This is a genomic window from Mycetocola zhujimingii (genome assembly GCF_003065425.1).
GTDB classification, from domain to species: Bacteria; Actinomycetota; Actinomycetes; order Actinomycetales; family Microbacteriaceae; genus Mycetocola_A; species Mycetocola_A zhujimingii.
Map to the genome: position 1 here is coordinate 545,146 of NZ_CP026949.1, position 24,142 is coordinate 569,287.

The following is a 24,142-nucleotide window of genomic DNA, read 5'->3' on the forward strand; positions in this document are numbered from 1 at the left end:
TTGGTCCGTGGCCACAAGCATCTACATCACGTCCGCTGAGGGACAGACCGGCAAGTCGACAATCGCGCTCGGCACGCTCGACACCCTCTCTCACTCGGTGGAGCGCGTTGGCGTCTTCCGCCCGATCGCCCGTTCGACGGGCGAGCGCGACTACGTGGTGCAGCTGCTGCTCAGCCACAACAGCGTCCAGCTCGACTACGACGAGTGCATCGGGGTCACGTACGACGACGTCCATGAAGACGCGGATGCCGCCCTCGCGACGATCGTGCAGCGGTACAAGGCCGTCGAGGCTCAGTGCGACGCGGTCGTGATCCTCGGTTCCGACTTCACCGACGTCGGGAGCCCGACCGAACTCAGCTACAACGCCCGGATCGCCGCGAACCTCGGCGCTCCGGTCCTCCTCGTGCTCGGCGGCCGCAGCAGCCAGGGTTCCGGCGAGCGCCTCGGCCAGGCTGACCCCCGCACGCCCGCGCAAATGAACGACCTCGCCGAACTCGCGCTGTCAGAGCTCAAGCACGCCCACGCGACACTCCTGGCGATCATCGCCAACCGCGCCGACGAAGACAAGCTCGCCGAGATCACGGCCGCGATCGAGCGGACCGAGCCGGGCGTACCGGTGTGGGCGATCCCCGAGAACCCGTACCTCATCGCCCCGAGCATGGAGTCGATCATGACGGCGACGGGCGGAACCCTGATCAAGGGCGACCCCGCGCTGCTGTCCCGCGAGGCGCTCGGCGTCGTCGTCGCCGGCATGAGCATGGTCAACGTGCTTCCCCGGCTCATCGAGGGCGCCGTTCTCGTCGTCGCCGGTGACCGCACCGAGGTGCTCCTCGCGGCGATGATGGCTCAGAGTTCGGGCACCTTCCCCTCGATCGCCGGCGTGGTGCTCAACGGTGGATTCGATCTGCCAGAGCCGGTCGAGCGACTGCTCGACGGCCTTCCGCAGACGCTCCCCGTCATCCGGACCGGGCTCGGCACCTACGACACCATCGTCGCGATCACCCGCACCCGCGGCAGGCTCGCCGCCGATTCGCAGCGCAAGTACGATGCCGCGCTGGCTCTCTTCGAACAGCACGTCGATGCATCCGCTCTTCTGAAGCTCCTCGAGGTCAGCCGCACCGAGGTGGTCACCCCGCTGATGTTCGAGTACGGCCTGCTCGATCGAGCCCGCGCCCACCAGAAGCACATCGTGCTGCCCGAGGGTGGCGACGACCGCATCCTCCGCGCCGCGCACACCCTGCTCGCCCGGGAGGTCGCCCAGCTCACCATTCTCGGTGAGGCAGCCGAGGTGCGCGCCCGCGCGGTCGAACTCGGGCTCGATCTCTCCCGCGCCGAGGTCCTCTCGACGCACGACCCGGAACTCGGACAGCGGTTCGCCGAGGAGTACGCGCGGCTGCGAGCGCACAAGGGCGTCACCCTCGACCAGGCCCGCGACCAGGTCACCGACGTCTCGTACTTCGGCACGATGATGGTGCACCTGGGACTCGCCGACGGCATGGTGTCCGGTGCGATGCATACGACAGCGCACACCATTCGTCCCGGGTTCGAGATCATCAAGACCAAGCCAGACGTCAACGTGGTGTCGTCGGTGTTCCTGATGGCGCTCCAGGATCGGGTGCTCGTCTACGGCGACTGCGCCGTGATTCCCGACCCTGACGCCTCGCAGCTCGCCGACATCGCCATCTCGTCCACCGAGACGGCGCTGCAGTTCGGTATCGACCCCCGCGTCGCCATGCTGTCGTATTCAACGGGCGAGTCCGGGAAGGGCGCCGACGTCGAGAAGGTGCGCGAGGCGACAGCTCTCGTCAGGTCCCGCCGACCCGATCTGCTCGTCGAAGGTCCGATTCAGTACGACGCAGCAGCGGATGCCGCGGTCGGCGCGTCGAAGATGCCCGGCTCAGAGGTGGCCGGCCGGGCGACGGTCTTCATCTTCCCCGACCTCAATACGGGCAACAACACCTACAAGGCGGTGCAGCGCTCGGCGGGTGCCGTGGCGATCGGGCCGGTGCTTCAGGGCCTCAACAAGCCGATCAATGACCTCTCGCGCGGCGCGCTCGTGCAGGACATCGTCAACACGGTGGCGATCACGGCAATCCAGGCCCAGGGCGATTCGGCATGAGCACCGTCCTCGTCGTCAATTCGGGTTCGTCGTCGTTCAAGTACCAGCTGATCGACATGGACACCGAGCAAATGCTCGCAACCGGACTGGTCGAGCGGATCGGCGAAGCGTCAGGACGCTCGGTCCACACGATTCCGTGGGATGCCGTTCCATCGGTCGAGCGGTCGAACGCTCCGCAGACGACCGAGCGCATCCTCCCGATCCCCGATCACACGGCCGGGTTCCGGGTCATGCTCGAGGCCTTCGAAACGCACGGACCGTCGCTCAGTCGCCACCCGCTCGGGGCGGTCGGACACCGCGTCGTGCACGGCGGCAAGCGCTTCTTCGAGGCCACTGTCGTGACCAACCTGGTGAAGATCAACATCGAGGAGCTGGCCGAACTGGCGCCGCTCCACAACCCGGCCAACCTGCAGGGGATCGAAGCGGCGCAGCGTGCCTTTCCCGACGTGCCGCACGTCGCGGTCTTCGACACCGCGTTCCACCAGACCCTTCCTCCCGCGGCGTACAGCTATGCCATCGACGCCAAGCTCGCCGCGAAGCACCGGTTGCGGAAGTACGGTTTTCACGGCACGAGCCACAAATTCGTCTCTGAGGAAGCGGCGAAGTTTCTGTACCGCCCGCTCGGCGAGATCAACCAGATCGTCCTCCACCTCGGCAACGGTGCATCGGTCTCCGCGATCGAGGGCGGGCGTTCGGTGGAAACCTCGATGGGACTCACTCCGCTCGAGGGCCTCGTGATGGGAACCAGGTCAGGTGACCTCGACCCGGCGGTGCTGATCCACCTGCACCGGCGCGCCGGAATGAGCTTCGACGATCTCGACACACTCCTCAACCGCAAGAGCGGCATTCTCGGTATGGCCGGCGTCGGGGATATGCGCGACCTCCAGGAGCGTTCAGACGCGGGCGACGAGGTGGCCGTCGCAGCCTTCGACGTGTACACGCACCGGATCAAGGGCTACATCGGCAATTACATGGCCCAGCTCGGGCGGGTCGACGTCATCTCCTTCACCGCGGGCGTCGGCGAGAACTCGCCGGAGGTGCGCGCGGCAGCGCTCTCGGGACTCGAGGCTTTCGGCATCCGTCTGTCTGACGAGCGCAACGAAGAGAGGTCGCGGGATCCGCGCCGGATCTCGACCGACGATTCCGAGGTCGACGTGCTCGTCGTTCCCACCAACGAAGAGCTCGAGATCGCCCGGCAGACGCTCGCCGTTTTGTAGCCGACCGCTGCACATCCATGCCCGCGCTGCAGAAGCATCTGCAGCGCGGGCATGGATCTGGCGCGCTCGGTAACGGATGCCGCGCAGCAGCCGGGGGAGAGGTGCCCCCAGTGTGGAGAAGCTCGGCGTTCTGTCGGTGGCGGCGGCTACGATAAGGGAGTGGTTACCGCCCTGTATCGCCGTTACCGGCCAGAGTCCTTTGCCGAGCTGATCGGTCAGTCTCAGGTGACCGACCCCCTGATGACGGCTCTCCGCACCAACCGGGTCAACCACGCGTATCTCTTCAGCGGCCCCCGCGGCTGCGGCAAGACGACGTCCGCGCGCATCCTCGCCCGGTGCCTCAACTGTGTCGAGGGCCCGACTGACACCCCGTGCGGGGTCTGCCCGAGCTGTGTCGAACTCAGCCGAGACGGCGGCGGATCGCTCGACGTCGTCGAGATCGACGCCGCGAGCCACAACGGTGTCGACGACGCCCGCGACCTCCGTGAGCGCGCCGTCTTCGCCCCCGCCCGCGACCGGTACAAGATTTTCATCCTCGACGAGGCGCACATGGTCACTCCGCAGGGCTTCAACGCCCTGCTCAAGATCGTCGAAGAGCCGCCGGAGCACATCAAGTTCATCTTCGCGACGACCGAGCCAGACAAAGTCATCGGCACCATCCGGTCGCGCACCCACCACTACCCGTTCCGGCTCATTCCGCCGGCCCAGATGCTCGAGTACGTGCAGTCCCTGTGCGAGAGCGAGGGCGTCAAGGTCGAAGCCGGTGTGCTCCCGCTCGTGGTTCGCGCTGGTGGCGGTTCGGCTCGAGACACGCTCTCGCTGCTCGACCAGCTCATGGCGGGCTCCGAGGGAGACACCGTCGATTACGAGCGGGCCGTCGCGCTGCTCGGTTACACCCACTCCGCCCTGCTTGACGAGGTGATCGACGCACTGGCCATCCGCGACTCGGGCGCCGCGTTCACCGCGGTGGATCGCGTCATCCAGACCGGCCAGGACCCCCGGCGCTTCGTCGACGACCTGCTCGAGCGACTCCGCGACCTCATCGTCGTCGGCGCGACAGGGGCCGAAGCATCCGCCGTGCTCCGTGGCATCCCGCAAGACGAACTCGACCACATGTCTGTGCAGGCCACGGGCTTCGGCCAGGCCGAGCTCAGCAGGACCGCCGACATCGTCAACACGGCACTGAGCGAGATGACGGGCGCAACCTCGCCGCGGCTTCACCTCGAACTCATGGTCGCGCGCGTGCTCGTGCCGTCGATGGACGACTCCGCGCGGGGCGCTCTCGCCCGGGTCGAGAGGCTCGAGCGGCGCGTGGGAATGGGAGACAGCGTCCTCGCCCCTCCCGCGCAGCCCGCCGCTCCGGCAGCGCAGCCCGCAGCCCCGGCAGCAACTCCGACGGCGCAACGCCCGGTCGAAGCACCTGTCGAACCGGCCGCGCCAGCGCCGGCGCGCCAGGCCCCCGCGGCTGAAGACGCACCGCCCGCTCCCGCCGAGCCGGTGACCGTCCGGCCCATCGGGCCTGTGTCGCTGCAGCAGCTCAAAGACGCCTGGCCCGAGATCCTGGATCGCGTGGCGAAGACCAAGCGTTCCTCCTGGCTCGTTGCGACGACAGCGTCCATCCGCGGTTTCAGTGACGACCTCGTTCTGCGACTGGCCTTCCCGAGCCAAACCGACGTCGACGATTTCAAGAAGCTCAATGCGGGCGAGGGCGTCTCGTCGCACGTGCGGCAGGCGATTCTCGATGTCCTCGGCGTCAGCGTGAAGTTCATCGCCCAGGTTGCCCCTCCCGGTGACGGTCACGGCGGGTCGTCGACGACCGATGCTCCACCCGCCTCGCCGAGCGCCCCCGGCATCTCGCCGGACGTCCGCCCGGCGGCAGCAGCACAGGCTGGCACGAGCTCGACCAGCGTCGCTCCGGTTCCCAACGCCGATCCCGCACCGGCTGGCGCGCCCGCCGCCTCGGCGGAGGCTCCGTCAGTGCCGGATGCCGCGCCGAACACTGTGCCGGATGCGGCACCGAACGCCTCCGAGGGTGACGACCCACCACAGAACCCACCAGCACCGCCGGCGTGGCCAACCGCCGTCGCCGGTCAGGTCGTCGGTGCCGACGCCGAGTCACGTGCCGCCCGCGACGCGATCCCGACGGAGTGGGTGGTTCCGGGAGTTGCCCCGCGCACGACAGTGGTCGCCGCGTCGACGACACCGCAGGCATCCGCTCAGACGGCAACCGCCGCTGGTCCCGCAGCGACAGCCGCTCCCGCAACCACAGCAACTCCTGTAACCACGCCAACCGCCACTGCGCCAGCTCGTATCGCCACGGTCGCGCCCGAGTCGCCGGCAGCACCGCTCAACGCTGACGGCGGCTGGGCAGTCGTCGCGATTCCTGGCTCGGGCGGACAACTCGACGCGACCGTCGCCGAGACCGAGACCGAGACCGAGCCCGCACCGTCCGCTGGCGCGCGACCCGCTGCAGTGCCGGAGACCGGTCAGGGGCCCGCCGCGCAACAGGCACCCGCCCGAGTGGTCAGCGTCGATCCGTCGCTGCCCGGCGACGATGACGCACCTCCCGCCGACGATGAACCCCCGTACCCCGATGGCTATGGCGACCCATACGCCGAGCCGGTCGCGATCGGCGACGTCACGGCGGGGATCGCACCGGCGGTCACGAGCCCTGCACGGGCACCGCAGGTACCCGCTGCCGGGTCCACAGCGCAGGGTGCGCCGTCGCAGTCGCAGTCGCCGCAGCAAGCGCAACAACAGCAGCAGCAGTCGCGGGTCCTGACCCCGGCGCACCCCAAAGCATCCACTCGCTACGGCGAATCTGTTGTGCGGGAAATCCTCGGTGCGAGTTTCATCGAGGAACAACCGCACACCCCACCGACACGTTTTAACAGGGACTAAACACTCATGTACGAAGGCATAGTCCAGGAACTGATCGACGAATTCGGCCGCCTTCCCGGCATCGGTCCGAAGTCGGCGCAGCGCATCGCGTTCCACATTCTGCAGACCGAGACGTTCGACGTTTCGCGTCTCGCCGAACTTCTCGTCGAGGTTCGCGAAAAGGTCCACTTCTGCGAAATCTGCGGCAACGTCGCGGAGCAGCCGACGTGCTCCATCTGCCGCGACCCCCGCCGCAACCCGGCGAGCATCTGTGTTGTCGAAGAGGCGAAAGACGTGGTCGCGATCGAGCGCACCCGAGAATTCCGTGGGCTCTACCACGTACTCGGCGGCGCCATCAGCCCGATCGACGGCATCGGGCCCGACGACCTCCGCATCCGCCAGCTGATGCAGCGCCTCGCCGACGGCGTGGTGCAGGAAGTCATCATCGCCACAGACCCCAACCTTGAGGGCGAGGCGACAGCGACGTACCTCAGCCGGCTGCTCACCGTCCTCGAAATCCGGGTGACGCGGCTCGCGTCGGGGCTGCCCGTCGGCGGAGACCTCGAGTACGCAGACGAGGTCACCCTCGGCCGCGCGTTCGAGGGCCGCACCGTCGTCTCGCGCTGAGCAGGGGTCGTCACGCTTCTGTGCCGGTTCGTTCTGCCTGTTCGCTGTTCGCTGTGCCGGTTCGTTGTGCCGGAGTGTGCCGGAGTGCCCGGCGCCACGCGATCAGTGCGGGCAGTGTGCTCGACGCACCGCGACCAGACGGATGTTGCACGGATACCGTGAGGATCGCGCCGGGGCATCCGTCACATAGCAAACCCGGCATGCGAGCGCCTTTAGGATGAGATATCGGTCTTGTCCGGTCCACCCCCCAGGAGTACACGTGAGTCTTATCGTGCAAAAGTTCGGCGGATCATCCGTCGCCGATGCCGAGAGCATCAAGCGTGTCGCCAAGCGCGTCGTCGAGACGCACAAGGCGGGTAACGAAGTGGTCGTTGTCGTGAGCGCCATGGGCGACACGACCGACGAGCTGCTCGACCTCGCCAGCGCTGTCTCTCCGCTGCCGCCTGAGCCGCGCGAGATGGACATGCTGCTCTCGAGCGGCGAACGCATCTCGATGTCACTGCTCGCCATGGCCATCAAGAACCTCGGCGTCGATTCGCGCTCGTACACCGGCCTGCAGGCGGGAATGCGCACGGACAAGCACTATGGCTCTGCCCGCATCGTCGACGTCAACCCGGTTCGGGTCCGCCAGGCCCTCGACACCGGGGCGATCGTGATCGTCGCCGGCTTCCAGGGCTTCAACGACGAGACCGAAGACATCACCACCCTCGGCAGGGGCGGGTCAGACACCACAGCTGTCGCCCTCGCCGCCGCGCTTCACGCCGAGGTGTGCGAGATCTTCACGGATGTCGACGGCATCTTCACCTCGGACCCCCGCGTCGTTCCGCTCGCGAAGAAGATCGACACAATCACGAGTGAAGAAATGCTCGAGCTCGCTGCCAACGGCGCGAAGGTGCTCTACATTCGCGCCGTGGAATACGCGCGTCGGCACGGCGTGAAACTGCACGTACGATCATCGTTCAACAACAACGAGGGAACCCTCGTCATCAACCCGAAAGAGGGCGAAGAGATGGAACAGCCCATCGTCACCGGCGTCGCGATTGACCTCACCGAGGCAAAGATCACCGTTGTCGGTGTGCCAGACGTCCCGGGCAAGGCGGCGCAGATCTTCAAGATCATCGCCTCGACCGAAGCCAACGTCGACATCATCGTGCAGAACGTCTCCGCCGCATCGACGGGCCTGACCGACATCTCGTTCACGTTGCCGCAGGATGAAGCGCCACAGGTGATCGCCGCCCTGCTGGAGCGCAAGGAAGATGTCGGCTTCGAGTCCCTTCAGCACGACGACCAGATCGGCAAGCTCGTGCTCGTTGGCGCGGGCATGAAGGCCAACACCGGTGTTTCCGCACGGCTGTTCGAGGCGCTGCACCTCGCCGGCATCAACATCGAGATGATTTCAACCAGTGAGATCCGCATCTCGGTCATCACCCGCGCCGACAACGTCAAGGAAGCAGCCAGGGTCGTCCACGCGGCATTCGGTCTCGACGGCGCCGATGAGGCGATTGTGCACGGCGGAACCGGTCGCTGACCTTTTTGCACTCAACCCCATATCGCTCTTGCTGGCGTGGTTGGGGAGAAATGTTCGTTATACCCGGCTCAGAAGCCGGCATGCACGGGAGAGAGAATCATGGCCAACGGAGTGAACCTCGGCATCGTCGGAGCCACCGGGCAGGTCGGCGCCGTCATGCGCAGGCTGCTGGAGGAGCGGGAATTCCCGATTGCCAGCATCCGCTTTTTTGCGTCTGCACGGTCGGCCGGAAGCACGATTTCTTTCCGTGGCGAAGAGATCACCGTCGAGGATGCCGCGACCGCGGACCCGTCGGGGCTCGACATCGCGCTCTTCTCCGCCGGTGCAACCGGGAGCCGAGCCCAGGCCCCGAGGTTTGCGGCGGCCGGCGCCACGGTGATCGACAACTCGAGCGCCTGGCGAATGGACCCCGACGTTCCGCTCGTCGTCTCCGAGGTAAACCCGCACGCCATTGACGAAGCGACCAAGGGCATCATCGCCAACCCCAACTGCACGACGATGGCTGCCATGCCCGTGCTCAAGGTGCTGCACGAGGAGGCAGGGCTCGAGCGTCTCATCGTGAGCACGTACCAGGCCGTGTCAGGTTCGGGCCTCGCCGGGGCACGCGAGCTCGCCACCCAGGTGCGCACCGCCGTGCAGGATGAAAACCTCCTGCAGCTCGTCCACGACGGTTCGGCTGTCACGATGCCCACCCCGACGATCTATCAGCGACCGATCGCATTCGACGTCGTCCCGCTCGCCGGGTCCATTGTCGGCGACGGCTCCAACGAGACCGACGAGGAGAAGAAACTCCGCAACGAGAGCCGTAAGATCCTCGAACTCCCCGACCTGCTCGTGTCAGGCACGTGCGTTCGCGTCCCCGTCTTCACCGGCCACTCCCTGTCGATCAATGCCGAGTTCGCGCGCGACATCACGCCCGAGCGCGCGACCGAATTGCTGGCGGATGCCCCCGGCGTCGAGCTCGCAGACATCCCGACGCCCCTCGAAGCAGCGGGCAAGGACCCCTCTTTTGTCGGACGGATTCGCGCCGACCTGAGCGCGCCGGAGAACAAGGGGATCGCCCTGTTCATCTCGAATGACAACCTCCGCAAGGGCGCCGCGCTCAACGCTGTGCAGATTGCTGAGCTGGTCGCCGCAAAGCTCGGGAACGCGGCGAGGGCCTGATCCCGTCTGGCGCCGCTGCCCCACACGGGGGTGGGGCAGCAACCCGGTTTTCGCCCGTTCGTGTCGGGGAGCACATCGGGAGCGCGCTAGTCTCAGAGCCATGTCACTGCCCCTGACGAAGGCTCCGCCGTCGAGCCGTTGGCACCTCGAACGTTCGGTGTTCCTGTGGCAACTTCTCCTTGCCGGGGCTGTGCTCCTTCTCGTCGGGATCGCTCTGACCATCCCGAGCACCGTTTCGAATCCCGAGTTGTTTTTTCTCGGGGTAGCCGTCGTCTTCGCCACGACAGCCGGGGCCGGTGTGGTTCCGTGGGGCAGGCTGGGCAAGAGGTGGACGATCCTCGTGCCTCTGCTCGATATCTTTGCCATCGTCATGCTGCGGGTGGCGGAACCCGCGCTCGGCGCCGGGCTCTTCCTGGTGTTCCCCGTGTTGTGGATGGCCACCTATTTCGGGCTGGCAGGAGCAATCGCCGGGCCCGTGGTGTCCACGGCGTTACTGATTGCCGGTCTTTTCGTTGTTCAGGATCCGACGTCGGGAACGAGGGTCATCGGCGCCCTGATCATCCCGGTCGTGCTGATCTTCATCTCGACGGCGACGTACGTCGGCACGCGGAAGACCCAGGCGCAGCGCGTGCTTCTTCGGCAGCAGTCGGAACTTCTCGAGAGCGCGTTCGATCGCGCCCGGCGCGACGAACGAACGCTCGATCAGGTCATGAACACCGTGTCGTTCGGTGTTGTCGCCATCAACCGGTTCGGTCGCCACACGATAGTCAACCGAACATACCGGCGATGGCTCGATGACTTCGGGACTCCCGGTTCGTCGTACTCGCCCGTTGTCGGCTATCGCGAAGACGGCGTCACCCCGCTCGCCGAGGGAGAGCGACCGCTCGAGCGGATGCTCCGCGGCGAGAGCTTCGAGAACCTCATCGTCTGGTACGGCGAGCCTGGCGAGAAGCGGCTTGCGCTGGGCATGACCAGCCGTCCGTTTACGAACACCGACGGTAAACGCGACGGTGCAGTCATGGTCTCGCGCGACCTCACCGCCGAGCTCGATGCGATCCGAGCGCGTGACGACCTCGTCGCATCCGTTTCTCACGAGTTGCGCACCCCGCTGACGTCGATTCTCGGTTACCTTGACCTTGTCCTCGATAGCGATTCCCTGAGCGGGCAGGACCGGGAGCACGTGGATGTCGCGCTCGCCAACGCCGATCGGCTGCTGTCGATCGTGAGCGACCTGCTGCTCGCCTCGCAGAAGGAGAACGCCGGGTTCCTCCTCACCTTCGCACCGACGGACCTGGCGGTCCTTGCCAAGCAGTCGATCCAATCGCTCAAGCCGACGGCGGACGAGCGGCGCATTTCGCTCCTGCTGACGTCGATCGGCTCGCCGATCGTCTACGCCGACGAGTTCCGCGTGCGCCAGGTCATCGACAACCTGCTGTCGAATGCCGTCAAGTACAACCACCCAGGGGGCCGCGTGAGTGTTGCGGTGGTGGGGGACGACGCAGAGGTGGAAATTTTCGTGTCCGACACCGGTCGCGGCATGACCGCCGAGGAGCAGAAGAGCCTGTTCCAGCGGTTCTACCGCGCGGAGTCAGTGCGAAACTCAACGATTCACGGGACCGGACTCGGGCTGGCCATCAGCCAGGAAATCGTCCAGGCCCACGACGGGAACATACGGATGTCTGCATCGAGCCCAGCGGGAACCACCATGGTCATCACGCTTCCCCGTGAACCGGAGGAGGACGAGTGATTCGCACCTTCATGGGTGGTCCGGTGTCGCTTGACCTCCCGACCCTGCTGTTGACCGGTGGCCTCGTGGTCACTCTGTGCGGCACGATCTTCGTACTCAGCACCGTACTGCAGCACAATGACGTTCCGAGTCGGCTGTGGTCGGCGGCGTTCATCCTGGGGATTACCACGATGACCTCATTCGCGGTCTGGGCGGTGGTCCCCGAAGCGACGATTTCCGTTGGCATCGGAAACGGCGCCCTGGCGATGTCCATGGGTTTCATCTGGTCAGGAAGCAGGGCATTCAACGGTCGCAATCCGATGACTGTCGCGAGCATCGCCGGCGGCGTGATTATTGCGGTCGCAGCCTGGGTTGACGTCGCTTCAGGCAGTTGGGCCGGCGGCCTGGTGTTCCTCCTCGGCGTCACGATCTTCGCTTTGCTCGCTGCGGTCGAGTCGTTCTCCGGTCGGATGCGACGGAGCCTCAACGCGCGGATGCTGGGGGTCATCATGGCGCTCGTCGGCGGGTTCTTCGCTGCCCGGTCCGTTGTCTTCGCGACCGCAGGGCCAGACAGTGTTGCGTTTCGCACCTATCTGGACTCGGACGTCACGACGTTCGTCACCATTCTCTTCGTCATCACCGCATCGACCTCGATGGGCGCGCTCCGCACGGAAAACACCGGCCAGCGCGCGCCGCGGCCCCTCGACACAGGAGAGCGGGACGAATTCGTGTCTCCGGAGAAGTTCGCCAGGGCAGCCGATGACCGCCTTGAGCGCCTCGAGCGCCGGGGACGGTCGGGTGAATCCGGTGTGCTCGTCAGAGTTGAAATCGACAACCTGTCCGAGATGAACACAGCATTCGGGCATGACTTTCGCGACGCTGCCGTCAGGCTGGTCGGCTCGGCGGTTCGCGGTGAGAGCCCGGTATCGGCTGTGCTCGGCCGCACGGCCAGTTCGGGGTTCGATGCCCTCCTGTTCGACGGACTCGACCGTGCCCTCGAGTGCGCACAGCGCATCAGATCGTCGCTTGTGGACACCCCCATCGATGCATCACAGGGTCTCAGGGTCAGCGTGACGATCGCGCTCGCTGTCCCGGAACCCGGTGAACGGTTCGCGGAGCTGGCCCAGCGGGTATCGCGGTTCATCGCTGACGGACACGCCACGGGCGGAAACGTCATCGTCGGTCACCCCGAGGAGTTCTCCCGTGCATGACGCCGTGGTCGTGGTGAGCGTCGCCGTCGTGCTGGCGATTGGTGCCGCAGCAATGCTCAACGTTGCGATGACGTCAAAGGTCAGGCTGATGCAGGCCTGGAGCATGATGTACATCTTTGCCATGCTGTGCGTCATTGCCACAGCGTTTGCTCCCTGGCTCGGCCGGGATTCGTTGCTCAACATCGTTCCCAACGTGGCGGCCGTTGGAGCGGTCGGCGGGCTGTGGAGCGGGTGCGTGACCTTTAACCAGCGTCGCCCCCGGCTTCTTGTCGTCTGGCTTTTTTTGCTGGTCACCGGGATCGTCACGGCCCTCGAGGTGCCGCAATTCGGTGAATCGGCCGGTGCCTCCGTGACGATGGCTGCAATTGTTATGCTCGCGGTTGCCAGCGGGCTCGAGAGCATCAACGGAGACCTCGCGAAGCGGGTGAACGCGCGTGTGATCACTATCGTGTGTGGGGTCGGCGCGGCCTGGACCACCGCGAGGCTCACGGTATTTGCGATCGATGGGCCCGGCTCTGAAGTATTCGCCGAGTATTTCAACCCGACCATGACCGCAGTGGTGTGCCTCATCAGCTATACCGTCGTTGCATTCACGACGGCCATGCTTGCTGCGGCGCGGACCGGAAGCGTCACTCGTCGTAGCCCGACGACGACGTTTGCGATGGGGGTACTCGACTGGACGTCCTTTGTCGCTGGCGCTCGAGACCGCGTCGCCCGTGTCAGGCACGCTGGTGAGCACACGGCGGTGCTCGCTGTAGTGATCAACGGCCTCGAAGAGATCAATATCACCTACGGTGCTGCGTTCGGGGACGATGTGATCCGGGCGCTCGCCGACTTCCTCCGGCGCGAGTTGCATCCAACGACGATTATCGGCTACCGCGGAGGGGGGCGCTTCGTCGTCGTCGGCATCGTCGCCGAGCCGCAGGACGGCGAGCGGAGGGCACTCGAATTGCTCGATGCGCTCGTCGGTGTGACCGTCGCAGGCAAGAAAGGATTCCGCCTCGGCGTCCGTATCGGCACGAGTGATTCCTTCTCGGAGGAGCACGAGTTCGACGCGCTGCTCGCGGCAGCAACCGCCGCGTGTGCGCGTGCACAAGCGGCGACAGGGAGCCGGGTCGAGACCTCGGTGACCGGCAACGACTCGTCGCTTGCTCCCTGATCTGTACAGCGTCGCCGCCGATCTGGCTGGGGCGCCATCGACCGATCAGGAGAGCTGTGCGACGCCCTCCATGATCAAGCCGATACCCCCGAGCAGCATCCCTGCGGCGAGTGCCGCTGCTCCGACGAAGAGCAACACGACAAAACGATTGGGCTTCGTCGGGTCAGTGCCGATTGCCGAGAGGAAGAAGCCCGCTGGCATCAGGATGGCCGCGGAAAGCACGAGGGTCGGGGCCCACATCACCGGCCCATCTGCGCCGCTTCCGTCGACGAGGAGGAGAGTGACAAGTCCGAGGATCACCAGCACGCCGGCGTGGGCGTGGCCCGCCCGGTAGAAGCTTTTCTGGAAATCATTCGCGCGTTGTCGTCCTCCCATCACCTTGAGCAGGAAGAGGCCGCCCGATTCGATGGCGACAACGGTGAGAAGAACGATTCCGGCGTTAATGAGGTTTGCTGCGTGCACGGTATGCTCCAAAGGGGGATAGTGAAGGTATCCATTTTTGGATACTGATGCGATCCAACACAAGGGGGAACATGAAAATTTCTGCTCTGGTTGAACGAACCGGCGTGCCGCGCGCCACGGTGAAGTTCTACCTTCGCGAGGGGCTCCTGCCCGCCGGGACCTCCACCGGTGCCACGCAGGCGGAGTACACCGAGGACCATGTGCGGCGCTTGCGGGTGATTCAGGCGCTCACGTCGGTGGCGGGTCTTCCGCTGTCAAAGGTCAAGGTCGTCCTTGACCTCATCGACAACCCGGGGGACGACCTCTTTTCAGCCCTCGGACGTGCTGTCGGCAGTCTGCCTCCGTACCGGGATCAGGCAGACACCGATTTCCCTCGGGCCAGGGCCGCGCTGGAACGCCTCGGCCAGATGTACGACCCGGATTACGCCGCGACTGCACAGCTCGAACACGCGCTCGAGGCCGCCGAAGAAGCGGGCGTCGGGTTGAGCGATGAGCGCCTGGAGCTGTACGGCCGGCAGGTCAGGGGCATCGCCGAGTTCGATCTGGCGGGAATGGGCGGGAGCGAGCTGAGTCCGATCGAGTACGCGGTGCTCGGCACCGCGCTCCACGAACCGGTGATTATCGCGCTGCGGCGACTCGCCCACCAGGACATCGCTGCCCAACGTTTCGGTCCGTCGCCGGAAGGATCGTCATAGGGCTGCGCCGCCGCATCCGTTCGGCTGCCCCCTTCGTGGCAAGCGGGCCGGTGACGCCGCCTAAACTAGAGACATGACTTCTTCCGGCCCGGTGGATGTCGCCCTCATCGGTGGCGGCATCATGAGTGCTACTCTCGCTTCCCTCATTCAGCAGATCCAGCCGGACTGGAAGGTCGTGATTTTCGAACGCCTCGGTGAGGTCGCCGAGGAGAGCTCGAACCCGTGGAACAACGCCGGCACCGGTCACGCGGCTCTGTGTGAGCTCAATTACATGCCCGAGTCCAAAGACGGCTCGATCGACCCGTCCAAGGCCATCAGCATTAACGAACAGTTCCAGCTGAGCCGGCAGTTCTGGTCGTCGCTCGTTCGGAAAGGCGTGCTCCGCGAGCCGAAGAGCTTCATCAACTCCACGCCGCACATGACGTTCGTGCGCGGCGAGAAGGACGTCAACTTCCTCCGCCGTCGCTACGAGGTGCTCAAGAAGCAGCCGCTCTTCGACGACATCGAGTACTCCGAGGACTCCAGGGTCATTCACCAGTGGGCGCCCCTGCTCATGAAGAAGCGACTCAAGGGCGAGCCGTTTGCGGCGACCCGCACGGTCTCAGGGACCGACGTCGACTTCGGGGCACTCACCCACCAGCTGTTCGATTCGGTAACGGATGCCGGCGCGCGGCTTCGGCTCAACACCGAGGTGCGGGCGTTGAAGAAGCAGAAGGACGGGACGTGGCTGATCCGCCACCGCGAACTCGTCGGCCGGACCCCGGGAGAAACACGCGCCCGCTTCGTCTTCGTCGGCGCCGGCGGCTGGGCGCTCAAGCTCCTGCAGAAGTCAGGCATCCCGGAAATCAAGGGATACGGCGTCTTCCCGATCTCGGGCCAGTTCCTTCGAACGGACAACCCGGCCATCGTCGCCGAGCACAAGGCCAAGGTGTACAGCCAGGCCGCGGTCGGTGCGCCGCCGATGTCCGTGCCCCACCTCGATACCCGGGTGGTCGACGGAGACGCGAGCCTCCTCTTCGGCCCGTACGCGGGATTCAGCCCCAAGTTCCTCAAGAACGGATCGATCCTCGACATCGTCACGCAGGTTCGTCCGTCGAACCTCATCCCGATGCTCGCCGTGGCCAAAGACAACCCGAGCCTCATCAGCTACCTCGTCGGTGAGCTCGTTGCGAGCAAATCGAAGAAGTTCCAGGCGCTCCGGACCTTCATGCCGACGGCGAACCCGAAGGACTGGTATCTCATCACGGCCGGGCAGCGCGCCCAGGTGATGAAGAAGGACGCCAAGAAAGGCGGCGTTCTGCAGTTCGGCACCGAGGTCATCGCGTCGAAGGACGGCACCATCGCGGGACTTCTCGGCGCGTCACCAGGAGCGTCGACAGCCGTTCCGATCATGCTCGATGTGCTCAAGACCTGCTTCCCCAACGACTTCGAGAGGTGGGAGCCGCAGCTGAAGTCGATGATCCCGAGCTACGGAGTCACACTCAACGACAAGCCGGAGCGTGCCGAAGAAGTGCTCGCTGCAACGGCAGCGGTTCTCGAACTCGAGCGCTAGCGGTACGCCCGCGGGCCGAGCGGGGCTGGCCCTGAGTTGCGCAGTAAACTTACGCCCGTGGCAAAACTCTACTTCCGGTACGGCGCGATGAACTCGGGCAAAAGCACGGCTCTCCTTCAGGCGGCGTTCAACTACGAAGAGCGCGGCCACCAGGTTCTCCTTGCCAAGCCCGCCGTTGATACCAAGGGCAACAACAACATTGAGAGCCGACTCGGCGTCTCTCGCCCGGTCGACTTCATCATTGAACCGGATGCTGACGCCTACGCCCTGTTCGCACAGCACCGGGCGCGGTCGCTGGCCGAAACGACCACCGACATTTCCTGCCTGCTCGTCGACGAGGCACAGTTCCTCAGCGACTCCCAGGTGGACGATCTCCTCCGCATCGCGCTGCTCGAGGGGATACCGGTGATGGCTTACGGCATCCGTACCGACTTTTTGACCATGGCGTTCCCTGGCAGCCGCCGCCTCCTCGAGGTCGCGCACAGCCTCGAGGAACTCAAGACGATCTGCCGCTGCGGCCGCAAGGCGATCTTCAACGGCCGCCGGGTCGGTGACCGGTTCATCTTCTCGGGTGACCAGGTTGCGATCGACGGCGTCGAGGTGGAGTACGAGTCGCTCTGCGGTGCGTGCTACCTGCAGGAGTCCGGCGGCAAGCTCGCCCCGCGCCCGTCCCGATAAGGCACACGAGCGGGTTCTCCCGCCACAAAATGCGCGTGGGCCGTGCACCGGATCAGCGGTGCACGGCCCACGCGTCTGCCTGAGACCGCGGTCGCTTGAGAGCTAGACGTGAACGGTCGACGGTGACTGTGCGCCGCTGTTGAACCGCGGCTCCTTGCCCCGAAGCCGGCCGATCAACAGGATCGCTCCGACAATGACGAGGCCAAGCACGAGGCCGGCGATAAAGGAGACGAGGGTGTCGCCGAGCCAGACGACCACGGCGCCGAGGGGTGCGAGTGCATGTTCGATGCCGTGGATGAAGTCACCGATGAGGGGAACGCCGACCTCGCTGAGGTTCTCGAGGATCAGGTGGCCTCCGACCCAGAGCATGGCGACGGTCCCGACGATGCTGATGATGCGGAACACCGCGGGCATCGAGCGGACGATCCGGACACCGGTGTGCCTGACGCGCTTGTCCTGGTTCTTCACCATGCTCAAGCCGATGTCGTCGATCTTCACCAGCAGGGCAACGGCACCGTAGACGACGGCGGTCATCATGAGCGCGATCACGGCGAGGACGCCGAGGGTCGCCCAGATTCCCATGTCGGGGTCGAGGCTTGCGAGCGAGATCAGCATGATCTCGGTGGAGAGGATCAGGTCGGTTCGCACAGCGCCGCCGACCAGTTTTTTCTCATCGCGAGCACCCTCGTCGGCATGGCCGTGGTGCAGGCCGAACCACTCGAGCACCTTCTCAGCGCCTTCGAAGCACAGGTATGCCCCGCCGATGATCAGCAGGTATGGCAGAACCCAGGGCGCGAACGCCGTCAGCAGGAGGGCGATCGGGATGATGATGATGAACTTGTTCCGCAGGGATCCAAGCGCGATCTTGCCGACGACCGGCAGCTCTCGCGCCGGAGTGAGTCCCTGCACGTACTGGGGGGTCACGGCGGCGTCATCGATCACAACGCCGGCCGTTTTCGCTGACGCCTTCAGTGCAGCAGTCAGAATGTCATCGACGACGGCGAGCAAACCTACCGACATGGGTCTCCTTCAGAATGGTGGGAGGACAACTCTACCGATCGTTGTCCGGCGTTTCCTGCAAGCGCGGGGGCCTCCCGCGGCACTACCTCTGTGTGATAGCGGCGACGGCCCGGCGCTGGCGGACGAATCGCCGCGGTGTGTCAAGTCCCTGCCGGAGACCTCTTTCTCGGCGTAACTTCCCTCGGACTATTCACCTTCGAAGGAGACACTTCCATGCCAAGTCGCAACACTGTAGTCCGCAGCATGCACGACATCGGCCTCGCCGCCTGGTTCGGCGGGTCGCTGATGGGGGCCGTTGGCCTCAACGGCGCCACGGCGAAAGCCAGTTCGTCGTCCGAGGGCCTGAGGCTCGCCTCGATCGGCTGGGCGCGTTGGGCTCCCGTCGAGATCGCCGCGATCGTGATGCACGGCATCGGTGGCCTCGGACTCATTGGCGGCAACAAGGAGCGCCTCAAGAACCAGGAGGAGAGCCGGACCAACACGGCGGTGAAGCTGGGAATCACGATCGCCGCTGGTGCGACATCCGTCATCTCGGCGATTCTTGGCGGCGTCATCGCCAAGCACGCAGACGAGGGCGCTGAAGGAATCACCGAACCGGCGCCGGAGGCATCCGACAGCCTGCAAACCGCGCAGCGTGTGCAGAAGGTACTGCAGTGGGTGACGCCCGCCCTCACGCTCGTGATGATCGTGCTCGGTGCCCAGCAGGGGGAGCAGCAGCGACCGGTGAAGGGTCTTTACGAGACGACCGCACGGATGTTCCGGCGCTAAGTGTCGGGAGCGCCGTGGGCGCTCAGCCCGCCGGGCGTGGCGACTGACTCGTCGCTCGCCACGCCCGGGGCTACCTCGACGTCGAATAAAGCTGGACACAAGATAGGTTAGGCATGCCATACTTAGGCAATGCTTACTACGACGGATACCCCGGTGGCCGCGTCGGCCCGCTTCGCGCCTTCTGCGGTGCGAACCAGCGCGACGACGGCTGCCCGTAGCGTCCCGGTTCGCGCGGTGAAGCCCGCCGCGCGCCCGTACGCCGTCACCGTCAGTGGTATCGAGGAACTCACTCCCACCTTCCGCCGGGTGACGTTCACCGGCGCGGAACTTCACGAATTCGGCACTGACGGCCTCGACCAGAGGGTCAAGGTCATGCTGCCCCTTCCCGGGATCGGTTTCACCCCGCTGGACGCAACCAACTGGTACGGCGCCTGGCGAGAACTGCCCGACGAGAAGCGCAACCCGCTCCGTACATACACGGTCCGTGCCGTTCGCCCCGAACTTCGCGAAATCGACATCGACTTCGTCGCGCACGGCGACTCGGGTCCTGCCTCACGCTGGGTCACTCACGCCCAGCCCGGTGACCAGCTCGTCGTCGTCGGTCCATCCGTGCGTACAGACGGTCTCGTTTCCGGCGTCGAATGGAAGCCGGGCGACGCCACGAGCGTGTTGCTCGCCGGCGATGAGACCGCTGCCCCCGCCATTTGCTCGATCGTCTCGTCGCTTCCGCGCGATGCCAGGGGCTGTGCGTTCATCGAGGTGCCGACGATTGCTGATGTTCTCCCGATCGACGCTCCAGACGGCATCCACGTGACGTGGCTGGCCCGCGGCGACGCAGCCCACGGTTCGGCGCTCGACCCGGCTGTCCGGGCCTGGACCGACAACTTCATTACAGACGGTCACCGCGGCGAGCGCCTCGCCGATGTCGACATCGACAACGGGATCCTCTGGGAAGTACCGGATCCGGCAAGCCACTCCGGTGGACTGTACGCCTGGCTCGCCGGTGAAGCCGGCGTCATTAAGACGCTCCGCCGGTTCCTCGTCTCCGAGACCGGACTCGACAGGCACCAGGTCGCCTTCATGGGCTACTGGCGCGTCGGGCGGGCCGAAAGCTAACCACGGCTGACCGGCGCGCGCAGCGCCACTCAGCCCCATCATCCAGCAGTACTTTTCCTGACGGTCGTGCCGCACGGCATCCGTCGACACCCCCGCATCCTTCGAAGGGAAACACCGATGCGCACCACCCCATTCACGCGAGGCGCCGCCGTTCTCGCCGCAGCAACCGCGAGCGTGCTCGTACTCTCCGGCTGCGCGACAGGCGGAGACGAGAAGAAGGATGCCGCGGCATCCGACAGCTCTGCCTTCCCCGTCACGATTGAAAGCGCGCTCGGCGACGCTGTCATCGAAAGCGCACCGGAGAACGTCGTCACCATCGGCTGGGGCTCCGCCGACACGGCAATCGCTCTCGGCACGACACCGGTCGGTGTCGAAGCGGCTACCTGGGGTGGCGACGAGGACCTGTACTTCCCGTGGGTTCGCGAAGCGATCGAGGAAAAGGGCGACGACCTGCCCGCGACGTTCAACGTCTACCCTGAGATCGACGTCGAGGCAGTGCTCGAACTCGCTCCCGACCTGATCCTCGCGCCGCAGTCGGGCATCTCCGAGGACGAGTTCGCGACGCTGAGCGAGATCGCTCCCGTCGTTGCATACCCGGACAGCGCGTGGCGCACCACGTGGGATGAGCAGATCGAGATCATCGGCAAGGCACTCGGCAAGAGCGACGAGGCAGCCGACCTCATCACCGGTATCGAAGACGACATCGCCGAGGCCGCAGCCGAGCACCCCGAGTTCGCCGACGTGAGCTTTGCCTACGTCTACACCGCCGAGCCCGGCGCCCTCTCGCTCTACCAGGCGGGCGACTCGCGCGTCGACCTCATCTCCGGCCTCGGCCTGACCATGGACGAGACTGTCGCCGAGGTTCCGCTCACCGAGGGCAGCTTCAGCTCCACCGTCGGCCTCGAACGCGCCGACCTGCTCGACAACGTCGACGTGCTCTTCACCTGGTTCAACGACGAGGAGAACCAGAAGCTCATCGAGGCGCAGCCGCTCTTCGCGCAGATCCCCGCCTTCCAGAGCGGTGCATACGTGCCGAGCGTCGACAACCAGCTCGGCATGGCGTCGAGCATGATCACGCCGCTGAGCGTGCCGTGGGCTCTCGACAAGTACATTCCGTTCATCGAGGATGCCGTCACCAAGGTAGCCAAGTAACCTCGCGTTGCTCCTGAGATGACCGCGACGGTTGCGCCGACGAGCGCCGGGCTGATCCCCGGCGCTCGTCGTCGTACACCGAAACTCGCGACAGGGTTCGTTATTGCGCTGGTCGCGCTCGTGCTCATCGCGATGCTGAGCCTCGCCGTCGGCAACAAGTACGTTCCGCTGCCCGATGTCTGGAATGCCCTGTTCGCGCCGGGGGACACCTACGCCGACACCGTGGTGGCCAGTCGGATTCCTCGCACCGTCCTTGGCCTGCTCGTCGGCGCCGCTCTCGCGGTTGCCGGCGGTGTGATGCAGGGCCTCACCCGCAACCCGCTCGCGGACCCCGGTTTGTTCGGCGTCAACACCGGCGCGGCGGCAGCCATCGTCACCGCGACGGCCCTCGGCGCCGGCGGCGCGACCAGTGTCTGGATCGCCCTGCCCGGCGCCTTCCTCGCCGTGGTCGTGGTCTATCTCATCGGCACCGGTCGTGGCCGGGGCACTCCTGTACGGCTCGTGCTCGCCGGTGTCGTCGTGTCGAGCGTGCTCGCCGCATATATCCAGGCTGTGTCGCTGAGCCTGCCCCGGGTGTTCGATGTCTACCGGTTCTGGGTAATCGGCTCTCTGGCCGGCCGCGATCCGCACCTCATTCTCGACATCCTCCCGTTCGTGATCGTCGGACTCGTGCTGGCGCTCGCGCTGTGCGGTTCGCTCAATGCGCTCGCTCTCGGTGATGACACCGCCCGCGCGCTCGGCGCGCACGTCGGCCGCACCCGCATCCTCGGCGCCCTCGCCACCACCCTGCTCTGCGCCGCCGCCACCGCCGCGGTCGGGCCGATCTCCTTTGTCGGACTCGCCGTGCCGCACATCGTCCGCAGCGTCACCGGTGCCGACCACCGCTGGCTCTTGCCGTACTGCCTCGTCGCCGGGCCCGCTCTGCTGCTCGCCGCCGACATCGTCGGTCGCATTATCGTGAGCCCGGCAGAGCTCATGGTCGGTGTCATCACCGCTTTCGTCGGCGGACCGATCCTGCTGCTCGCCGTCCGCCGGATGAAGGCCGCCGTATGACCGGCGCGACGCTCAGCGGCGAATCCCGGCTCGACGCCAGCAGCACCCAACCGCCGGTTCTCCGGGCGGGTGACTGGCTGAGCCTGCCGGTGCGGCCGCGCTCGCTCGTGCTCGGCGGCATCCTGATCGTTGCGATCCTCCTCACCGGACTGCTCACGCTGACCCTCGGCAAACTCGGCATCGCGCTCGGGGATCTGGTGCCGACACTGCTTGGCGAGGGGGAGGGGCGCGACGAAATCGTGCTCACCGCCTTCCGCGGGCCACGGCTTCTGGTCGGCATCGCGGCAGGCGCGGCCCTCGCTGTCTCTGGCGCCCTGTTTCAGACCGTGACCCGCAACCCACTCGGCAGTCCAGACGTCATCGGCCTTACCGCCGGTGCCTCCGCGGGGGCTGCCGCGTTCGGGCTGATGTGGCCGGGCATCCTTCCGCTTCCCGTCGGCGCGCTCGTCGGCGCGTTCGCCGCGATGGGCCTCGTCTTCTTCGGCACCGGCACCGGCTTCTCCTCACCGGCGCGGATGCTGCTGATCGGCATCGGCGTTTCCGCCATGTCGCTCGCCTTTGTGCAGTGGGTGCTGGTGCGCGCCGGTAAGGAACAGGCGACGGTGCTGGCCACCTATCTCAACGGGAGCCTGGCCGCCCGTGACTGGGACCACGTCGCGACCATCTGGGTTGCCATCGTCGTGCTGATCCCGTGCGCGCTTCTGCTCAGCCGGAGGCTGCAGCTGGTTGAGATGGGTGATGAGCAGGCGGATGCCCTCGGCGCGCGTTCGAACTCCGCCCGCGCCCTGTCGATCCTGGTCGCCATCGGACTCGCGACAGCGGCGGTGAGTGTCGCAGGGCCGATCTCGTTCATCGCACTGGTCGCTCCCCAGATCGCCAGACGGCTCAGCCGCAGCGCTGGCCCGAACATTCTCGCGAGCGCGCTCATGGGTGCGTTCCTGCTGAGCTTTGCCGACCTGCTCACGCAGCAGCTTCCGATCCCCGTGACCCTGCCGGTCGGGGTGCTGACGGCGGTTCTCGGCGGGATCTATCTCGGCTACCTGTTGGTGGCACAGTGGCGGAAAGGAACGATCTGATGCCGGTATGTCGCGGGAACAGAGAATCCGGACAGCTTTGGAACGATGACAAGGGGACACGCTGATGGCATCCGCTGCACTGACTGACGCGCGGGAGGGCGAAAGCCGTCTCGCCGCGCGCAACCTTCGCCTGGCGTACGACAAGCGGGTCGTGGTGGATGACCTCTCGATCGACCTGCCGGACGGCGGGTTCACGATCATTGTCGGGCCAAACGCCTGCGGCAAGTCGACCCTGCTCAAGGCGCTCGCGAGGACGCTGACTCCGGAGTCCGGCACTGTGCTGCTCGGTGGCAAGCCGATCACCTCGTACCGGAGCAAGGCCGTCGCTCGCGAACTCGCGATGCTGCCGCAGAGCCCGATCGCCCCAGAGGCAATCACCGTGCGTGACCTGATTGGACGCGGACGGTATCCGCACCAGGGCTTGCTCCAGCAGTGGTCGCACGCCGATGAGCAAGCCGTGACGGATGCGCTCGCATCGACCGGATGCGTCGACCTCGCCGACCGCTACGTGTCCGAGCTCTCTGGCGGGCAGCGGCAACGGGTGTGGATCGCGATGGTGCTCGCCCAGCAGGCGGACCTGCTGCTGCTCGATGAACCAACGACGTTCCTCGACATCGCGCACCAGTACGAGGTGCTCGAGCTGTGCGCGGCGCTCCACAACGAGGGGCGCACCCTGGTTGCCGTGCTTCACGACCTGAACCAGGCCGCCAGGTACGCCACCAATCTCGTGGTGATGAAGGACGGCGGCATCGTTGCGTCAGGAGTCCCAGGTGAGATCCTGACGGCGGAGCTCGTGCACGACGTGTTCGGCCTCTCCTGTGTGATCATCCCCGACCCGGTCACCGGCACCCCCATGGTCGTACCGCAGGCTGGCCGCGCAGGCGTAACCCCGGACTAGTGTCTGCCCGCCCGGTTGCTGTCGCTGTAGTCTGGCTCGGT

20 protein-coding genes are annotated in these 24,142 nt (G+C 66.0%); 18 read left to right on the top strand and 2 right to left on the bottom strand.

The features are described 5' to 3' along the window. The first annotated feature begins 7 nt into the window (after window positions 1–7). The 9 genes from pta to C3E77_RS02635 all read left to right on the top strand — a co-directional run bounded on the left by pta (window position 8) and on the right by C3E77_RS02635 (window position 13,631). Complete coding sequence (gene pta, locus C3E77_RS02595; RefSeq protein ID WP_108390208.1) at window positions 8–2,119, top strand: phosphate acetyltransferase; 2,112 nt, start codon at window positions 8–10, stop codon at window positions 2,117–2,119. Beyond that, a complete protein-coding gene (locus C3E77_RS02600; protein ID WP_108390209.1) occupies window positions 2,116–3,336 on the top strand; it encodes an acetate/propionate family kinase in 1,221 nt (406 codons plus the stop codon). Before pta ends, C3E77_RS02600 begins: the two co-directional genes overlap by 4 nt. A gap of 159 nt (window positions 3,337–3,495) precedes the next feature. Continuing rightward, complete coding sequence (locus tag C3E77_RS02605) at window positions 3,496–6,237, top strand: DNA polymerase III subunit gamma and tau (RefSeq protein WP_108390210.1); 2,742 nt, start codon at window positions 3,496–3,498, stop codon at window positions 6,235–6,237. A 6-nt stretch (window positions 6,238–6,243) separates the two neighbouring features. Then, complete coding sequence (gene recR, locus C3E77_RS02610) at window positions 6,244–6,843, top strand: recombination mediator RecR (RefSeq protein ID WP_108390211.1); 600 nt, start codon at window positions 6,244–6,246, stop codon at window positions 6,841–6,843. 259 nt (window positions 6,844–7,102) lie between these two features. Continuing rightward, a complete protein-coding gene (locus tag C3E77_RS02615) occupies window positions 7,103–8,371 on the top strand; it encodes an aspartate kinase (RefSeq protein ID WP_108390212.1) in 1,269 nt (422 codons plus the stop codon). Between the two features lie 99 nt (window positions 8,372–8,470). Beyond that, window positions 8,471–9,535 (top strand): aspartate-semialdehyde dehydrogenase, encoded by a 1,065-nt coding sequence (locus tag C3E77_RS02620; protein WP_108390213.1) that lies wholly within the window; start codon window positions 8,471–8,473, stop codon window positions 9,533–9,535. Between the two features lie 100 nt (window positions 9,536–9,635). Further along, a complete protein-coding gene (locus tag C3E77_RS02625; RefSeq protein WP_162924890.1) occupies window positions 9,636–11,282 on the top strand; it encodes a sensor histidine kinase in 1,647 nt (548 codons plus the stop codon). Then, a complete protein-coding gene (locus C3E77_RS02630) occupies window positions 11,279–12,472 on the top strand; it encodes a diguanylate cyclase domain-containing protein (RefSeq protein WP_108390215.1) in 1,194 nt (397 codons plus the stop codon). The genes C3E77_RS02625 and C3E77_RS02630 overlap by 4 nt, the downstream gene beginning before the upstream one ends. Further along, the gene (locus C3E77_RS02635) at window positions 12,465–13,631 is read left to right on the top strand and encodes a GGDEF domain-containing protein (RefSeq protein WP_108390216.1); all 1,167 of its coding nucleotides are present in this window, start codon (window positions 12,465–12,467) and stop codon (window positions 13,629–13,631) included. Before C3E77_RS02630 ends, C3E77_RS02635 begins: the two co-directional genes overlap by 8 nt. Before the next feature lie 45 nt (window positions 13,632–13,676). On the opposite strand, the gene C3E77_RS02640 is transcribed toward C3E77_RS02635, so the two are convergent. After that, complete coding sequence (locus C3E77_RS02640; RefSeq protein ID WP_108390217.1) at window positions 13,677–14,093, bottom strand: hypothetical protein; 417 nt, start codon at window positions 14,091–14,093, stop codon at window positions 13,677–13,679. 71 nt (window positions 14,094–14,164) lie between these two features. Between C3E77_RS02640 and C3E77_RS02645 the strand changes: the two genes are divergently transcribed. The 3 genes from C3E77_RS02645 (at window position 14,165) to C3E77_RS02655 (ending at window position 17,018) form a co-directional block, all read left to right on the top strand. Then, complete coding sequence (locus tag C3E77_RS02645; RefSeq protein ID WP_108390218.1) at window positions 14,165–14,788, top strand: MerR family transcriptional regulator; 624 nt, start codon at window positions 14,165–14,167, stop codon at window positions 14,786–14,788. A 73-nt stretch (window positions 14,789–14,861) separates the two neighbouring features. After that, window positions 14,862–16,340 carry a malate:quinone oxidoreductase gene (locus C3E77_RS02650; RefSeq protein ID WP_108390219.1) on the top strand — a complete coding sequence of 493 codons (1,479 nt, stop codon included), beginning with the start codon at window positions 14,862–14,864 and terminating at the stop codon, window positions 16,338–16,340. 57 nt (window positions 16,341–16,397) lie between these two features. After that, window positions 16,398–17,018 (top strand): thymidine kinase, encoded by a 621-nt coding sequence (locus C3E77_RS02655; RefSeq protein ID WP_108390220.1) that lies wholly within the window; start codon window positions 16,398–16,400, stop codon window positions 17,016–17,018. A gap of 102 nt (window positions 17,019–17,120) precedes the next feature. Here the strand turns inward: C3E77_RS02655 and C3E77_RS02660 are convergent, their stop codons facing one another. After that, window positions 17,121–18,038, bottom strand: coding sequence for a DUF808 domain-containing protein (locus C3E77_RS02660; protein ID WP_108390221.1), 918 nt, complete (start codon window positions 18,036–18,038; stop codon window positions 17,121–17,123). A gap of 213 nt (window positions 18,039–18,251) precedes the next feature. On the opposite strand from C3E77_RS02660, the gene C3E77_RS02665 reads away from it, so the two are divergent. From C3E77_RS02665 to C3E77_RS02690, 6 genes are all read left to right on the top strand, one after another. Beyond that, window positions 18,252–18,806 (top strand): hypothetical protein, encoded by a 555-nt coding sequence (locus tag C3E77_RS02665; protein WP_108390222.1) that lies wholly within the window; start codon window positions 18,252–18,254, stop codon window positions 18,804–18,806. Between the two features lie 129 nt (window positions 18,807–18,935). Beyond that, window positions 18,936–19,922, top strand: a complete 987-nt coding sequence (locus C3E77_RS02670; protein ID WP_108390223.1) for a siderophore-interacting protein — start codon at window positions 18,936–18,938, stop codon at window positions 19,920–19,922. Between the two features lie 117 nt (window positions 19,923–20,039). Continuing rightward, complete coding sequence (locus C3E77_RS02675) at window positions 20,040–21,074, top strand: iron-siderophore ABC transporter substrate-binding protein (RefSeq protein WP_108390224.1); 1,035 nt, start codon at window positions 20,040–20,042, stop codon at window positions 21,072–21,074. Window positions 21,075–21,092: 18 nt separating this feature from the next. Beyond that, window positions 21,093–22,127: a FecCD family ABC transporter permease gene (locus C3E77_RS02680; protein WP_198412183.1), complete on the top strand. Its 1,035-nt coding sequence runs from the start codon at window positions 21,093–21,095 to the stop codon at window positions 22,125–22,127. After that, window positions 22,124–23,203 carry a FecCD family ABC transporter permease gene (locus C3E77_RS02685; protein WP_108390225.1) on the top strand — a complete coding sequence of 360 codons (1,080 nt, stop codon included), beginning with the start codon at window positions 22,124–22,126 and terminating at the stop codon, window positions 23,201–23,203. The genes C3E77_RS02680 and C3E77_RS02685 overlap by 4 nt, the downstream gene beginning before the upstream one ends. Before the next feature lie 64 nt (window positions 23,204–23,267). After that, the gene (locus tag C3E77_RS02690) at window positions 23,268–24,101 is read left to right on the top strand and encodes an ABC transporter ATP-binding protein (protein ID WP_108390226.1); all 834 of its coding nucleotides are present in this window, start codon (window positions 23,268–23,270) and stop codon (window positions 24,099–24,101) included. Window positions 24,102–24,142: the final 41 nt, after the last annotated feature.

What these genes read in the sequence shown, in the direction of transcription:
- C3E77_RS02600 (WP_108390209.1), top strand. Translation starts at nt 2,116, where the DNA reads ATGAGCACCGTCCTCGTCGTCAATTCGGGTTCGTCGTCGTTCAAGTAC.
- recR (WP_108390211.1), top strand. Translation starts at nt 6,244, where the DNA reads ATGTACGAAGGCATAGTCCAGGAACTGATCGACGAATTCGGCCGCCTT.
- C3E77_RS02620 (WP_108390213.1), top strand. Translation starts at nt 8,471, where the DNA reads ATGGCCAACGGAGTGAACCTCGGCATCGTCGGAGCCACCGGGCAGGTC.
- C3E77_RS02625 (WP_162924890.1), top strand. Translation starts at nt 9,636, where the DNA reads ATGTCACTGCCCCTGACGAAGGCTCCGCCGTCGAGCCGTTGGCACCTC.
- C3E77_RS02645 (WP_108390218.1), top strand. Translation starts at nt 14,165, where the DNA reads ATGAAAATTTCTGCTCTGGTTGAACGAACCGGCGTGCCGCGCGCCACG.
- C3E77_RS02650 (WP_108390219.1), top strand. Translation starts at nt 14,862, where the DNA reads ATGACTTCTTCCGGCCCGGTGGATGTCGCCCTCATCGGTGGCGGCATC.
- C3E77_RS02660 (WP_108390221.1), bottom strand. Translation starts at nt 18,038, where the DNA reads ATGTCGGTAGGTTTGCTCGCCGTCGTCGATGACATTCTGACTGCTGCA.
- C3E77_RS02665 (WP_108390222.1), top strand. Translation starts at nt 18,252, where the DNA reads ATGCCAAGTCGCAACACTGTAGTCCGCAGCATGCACGACATCGGCCTC.
- C3E77_RS02670 (WP_108390223.1), top strand. Translation starts at nt 18,936, where the DNA reads ATGCTTACTACGACGGATACCCCGGTGGCCGCGTCGGCCCGCTTCGCG.
- C3E77_RS02675 (WP_108390224.1), top strand. Translation starts at nt 20,040, where the DNA reads ATGCGCACCACCCCATTCACGCGAGGCGCCGCCGTTCTCGCCGCAGCA.
- C3E77_RS02680 (WP_198412183.1), top strand. Translation starts at nt 21,093, where the DNA reads ATGACCGCGACGGTTGCGCCGACGAGCGCCGGGCTGATCCCCGGCGCT.
- C3E77_RS02685 (WP_108390225.1), top strand. Translation starts at nt 22,124, where the DNA reads ATGACCGGCGCGACGCTCAGCGGCGAATCCCGGCTCGACGCCAGCAGC.
- C3E77_RS02690 (WP_108390226.1), top strand. Translation starts at nt 23,268, where the DNA reads ATGGCATCCGCTGCACTGACTGACGCGCGGGAGGGCGAAAGCCGTCTC.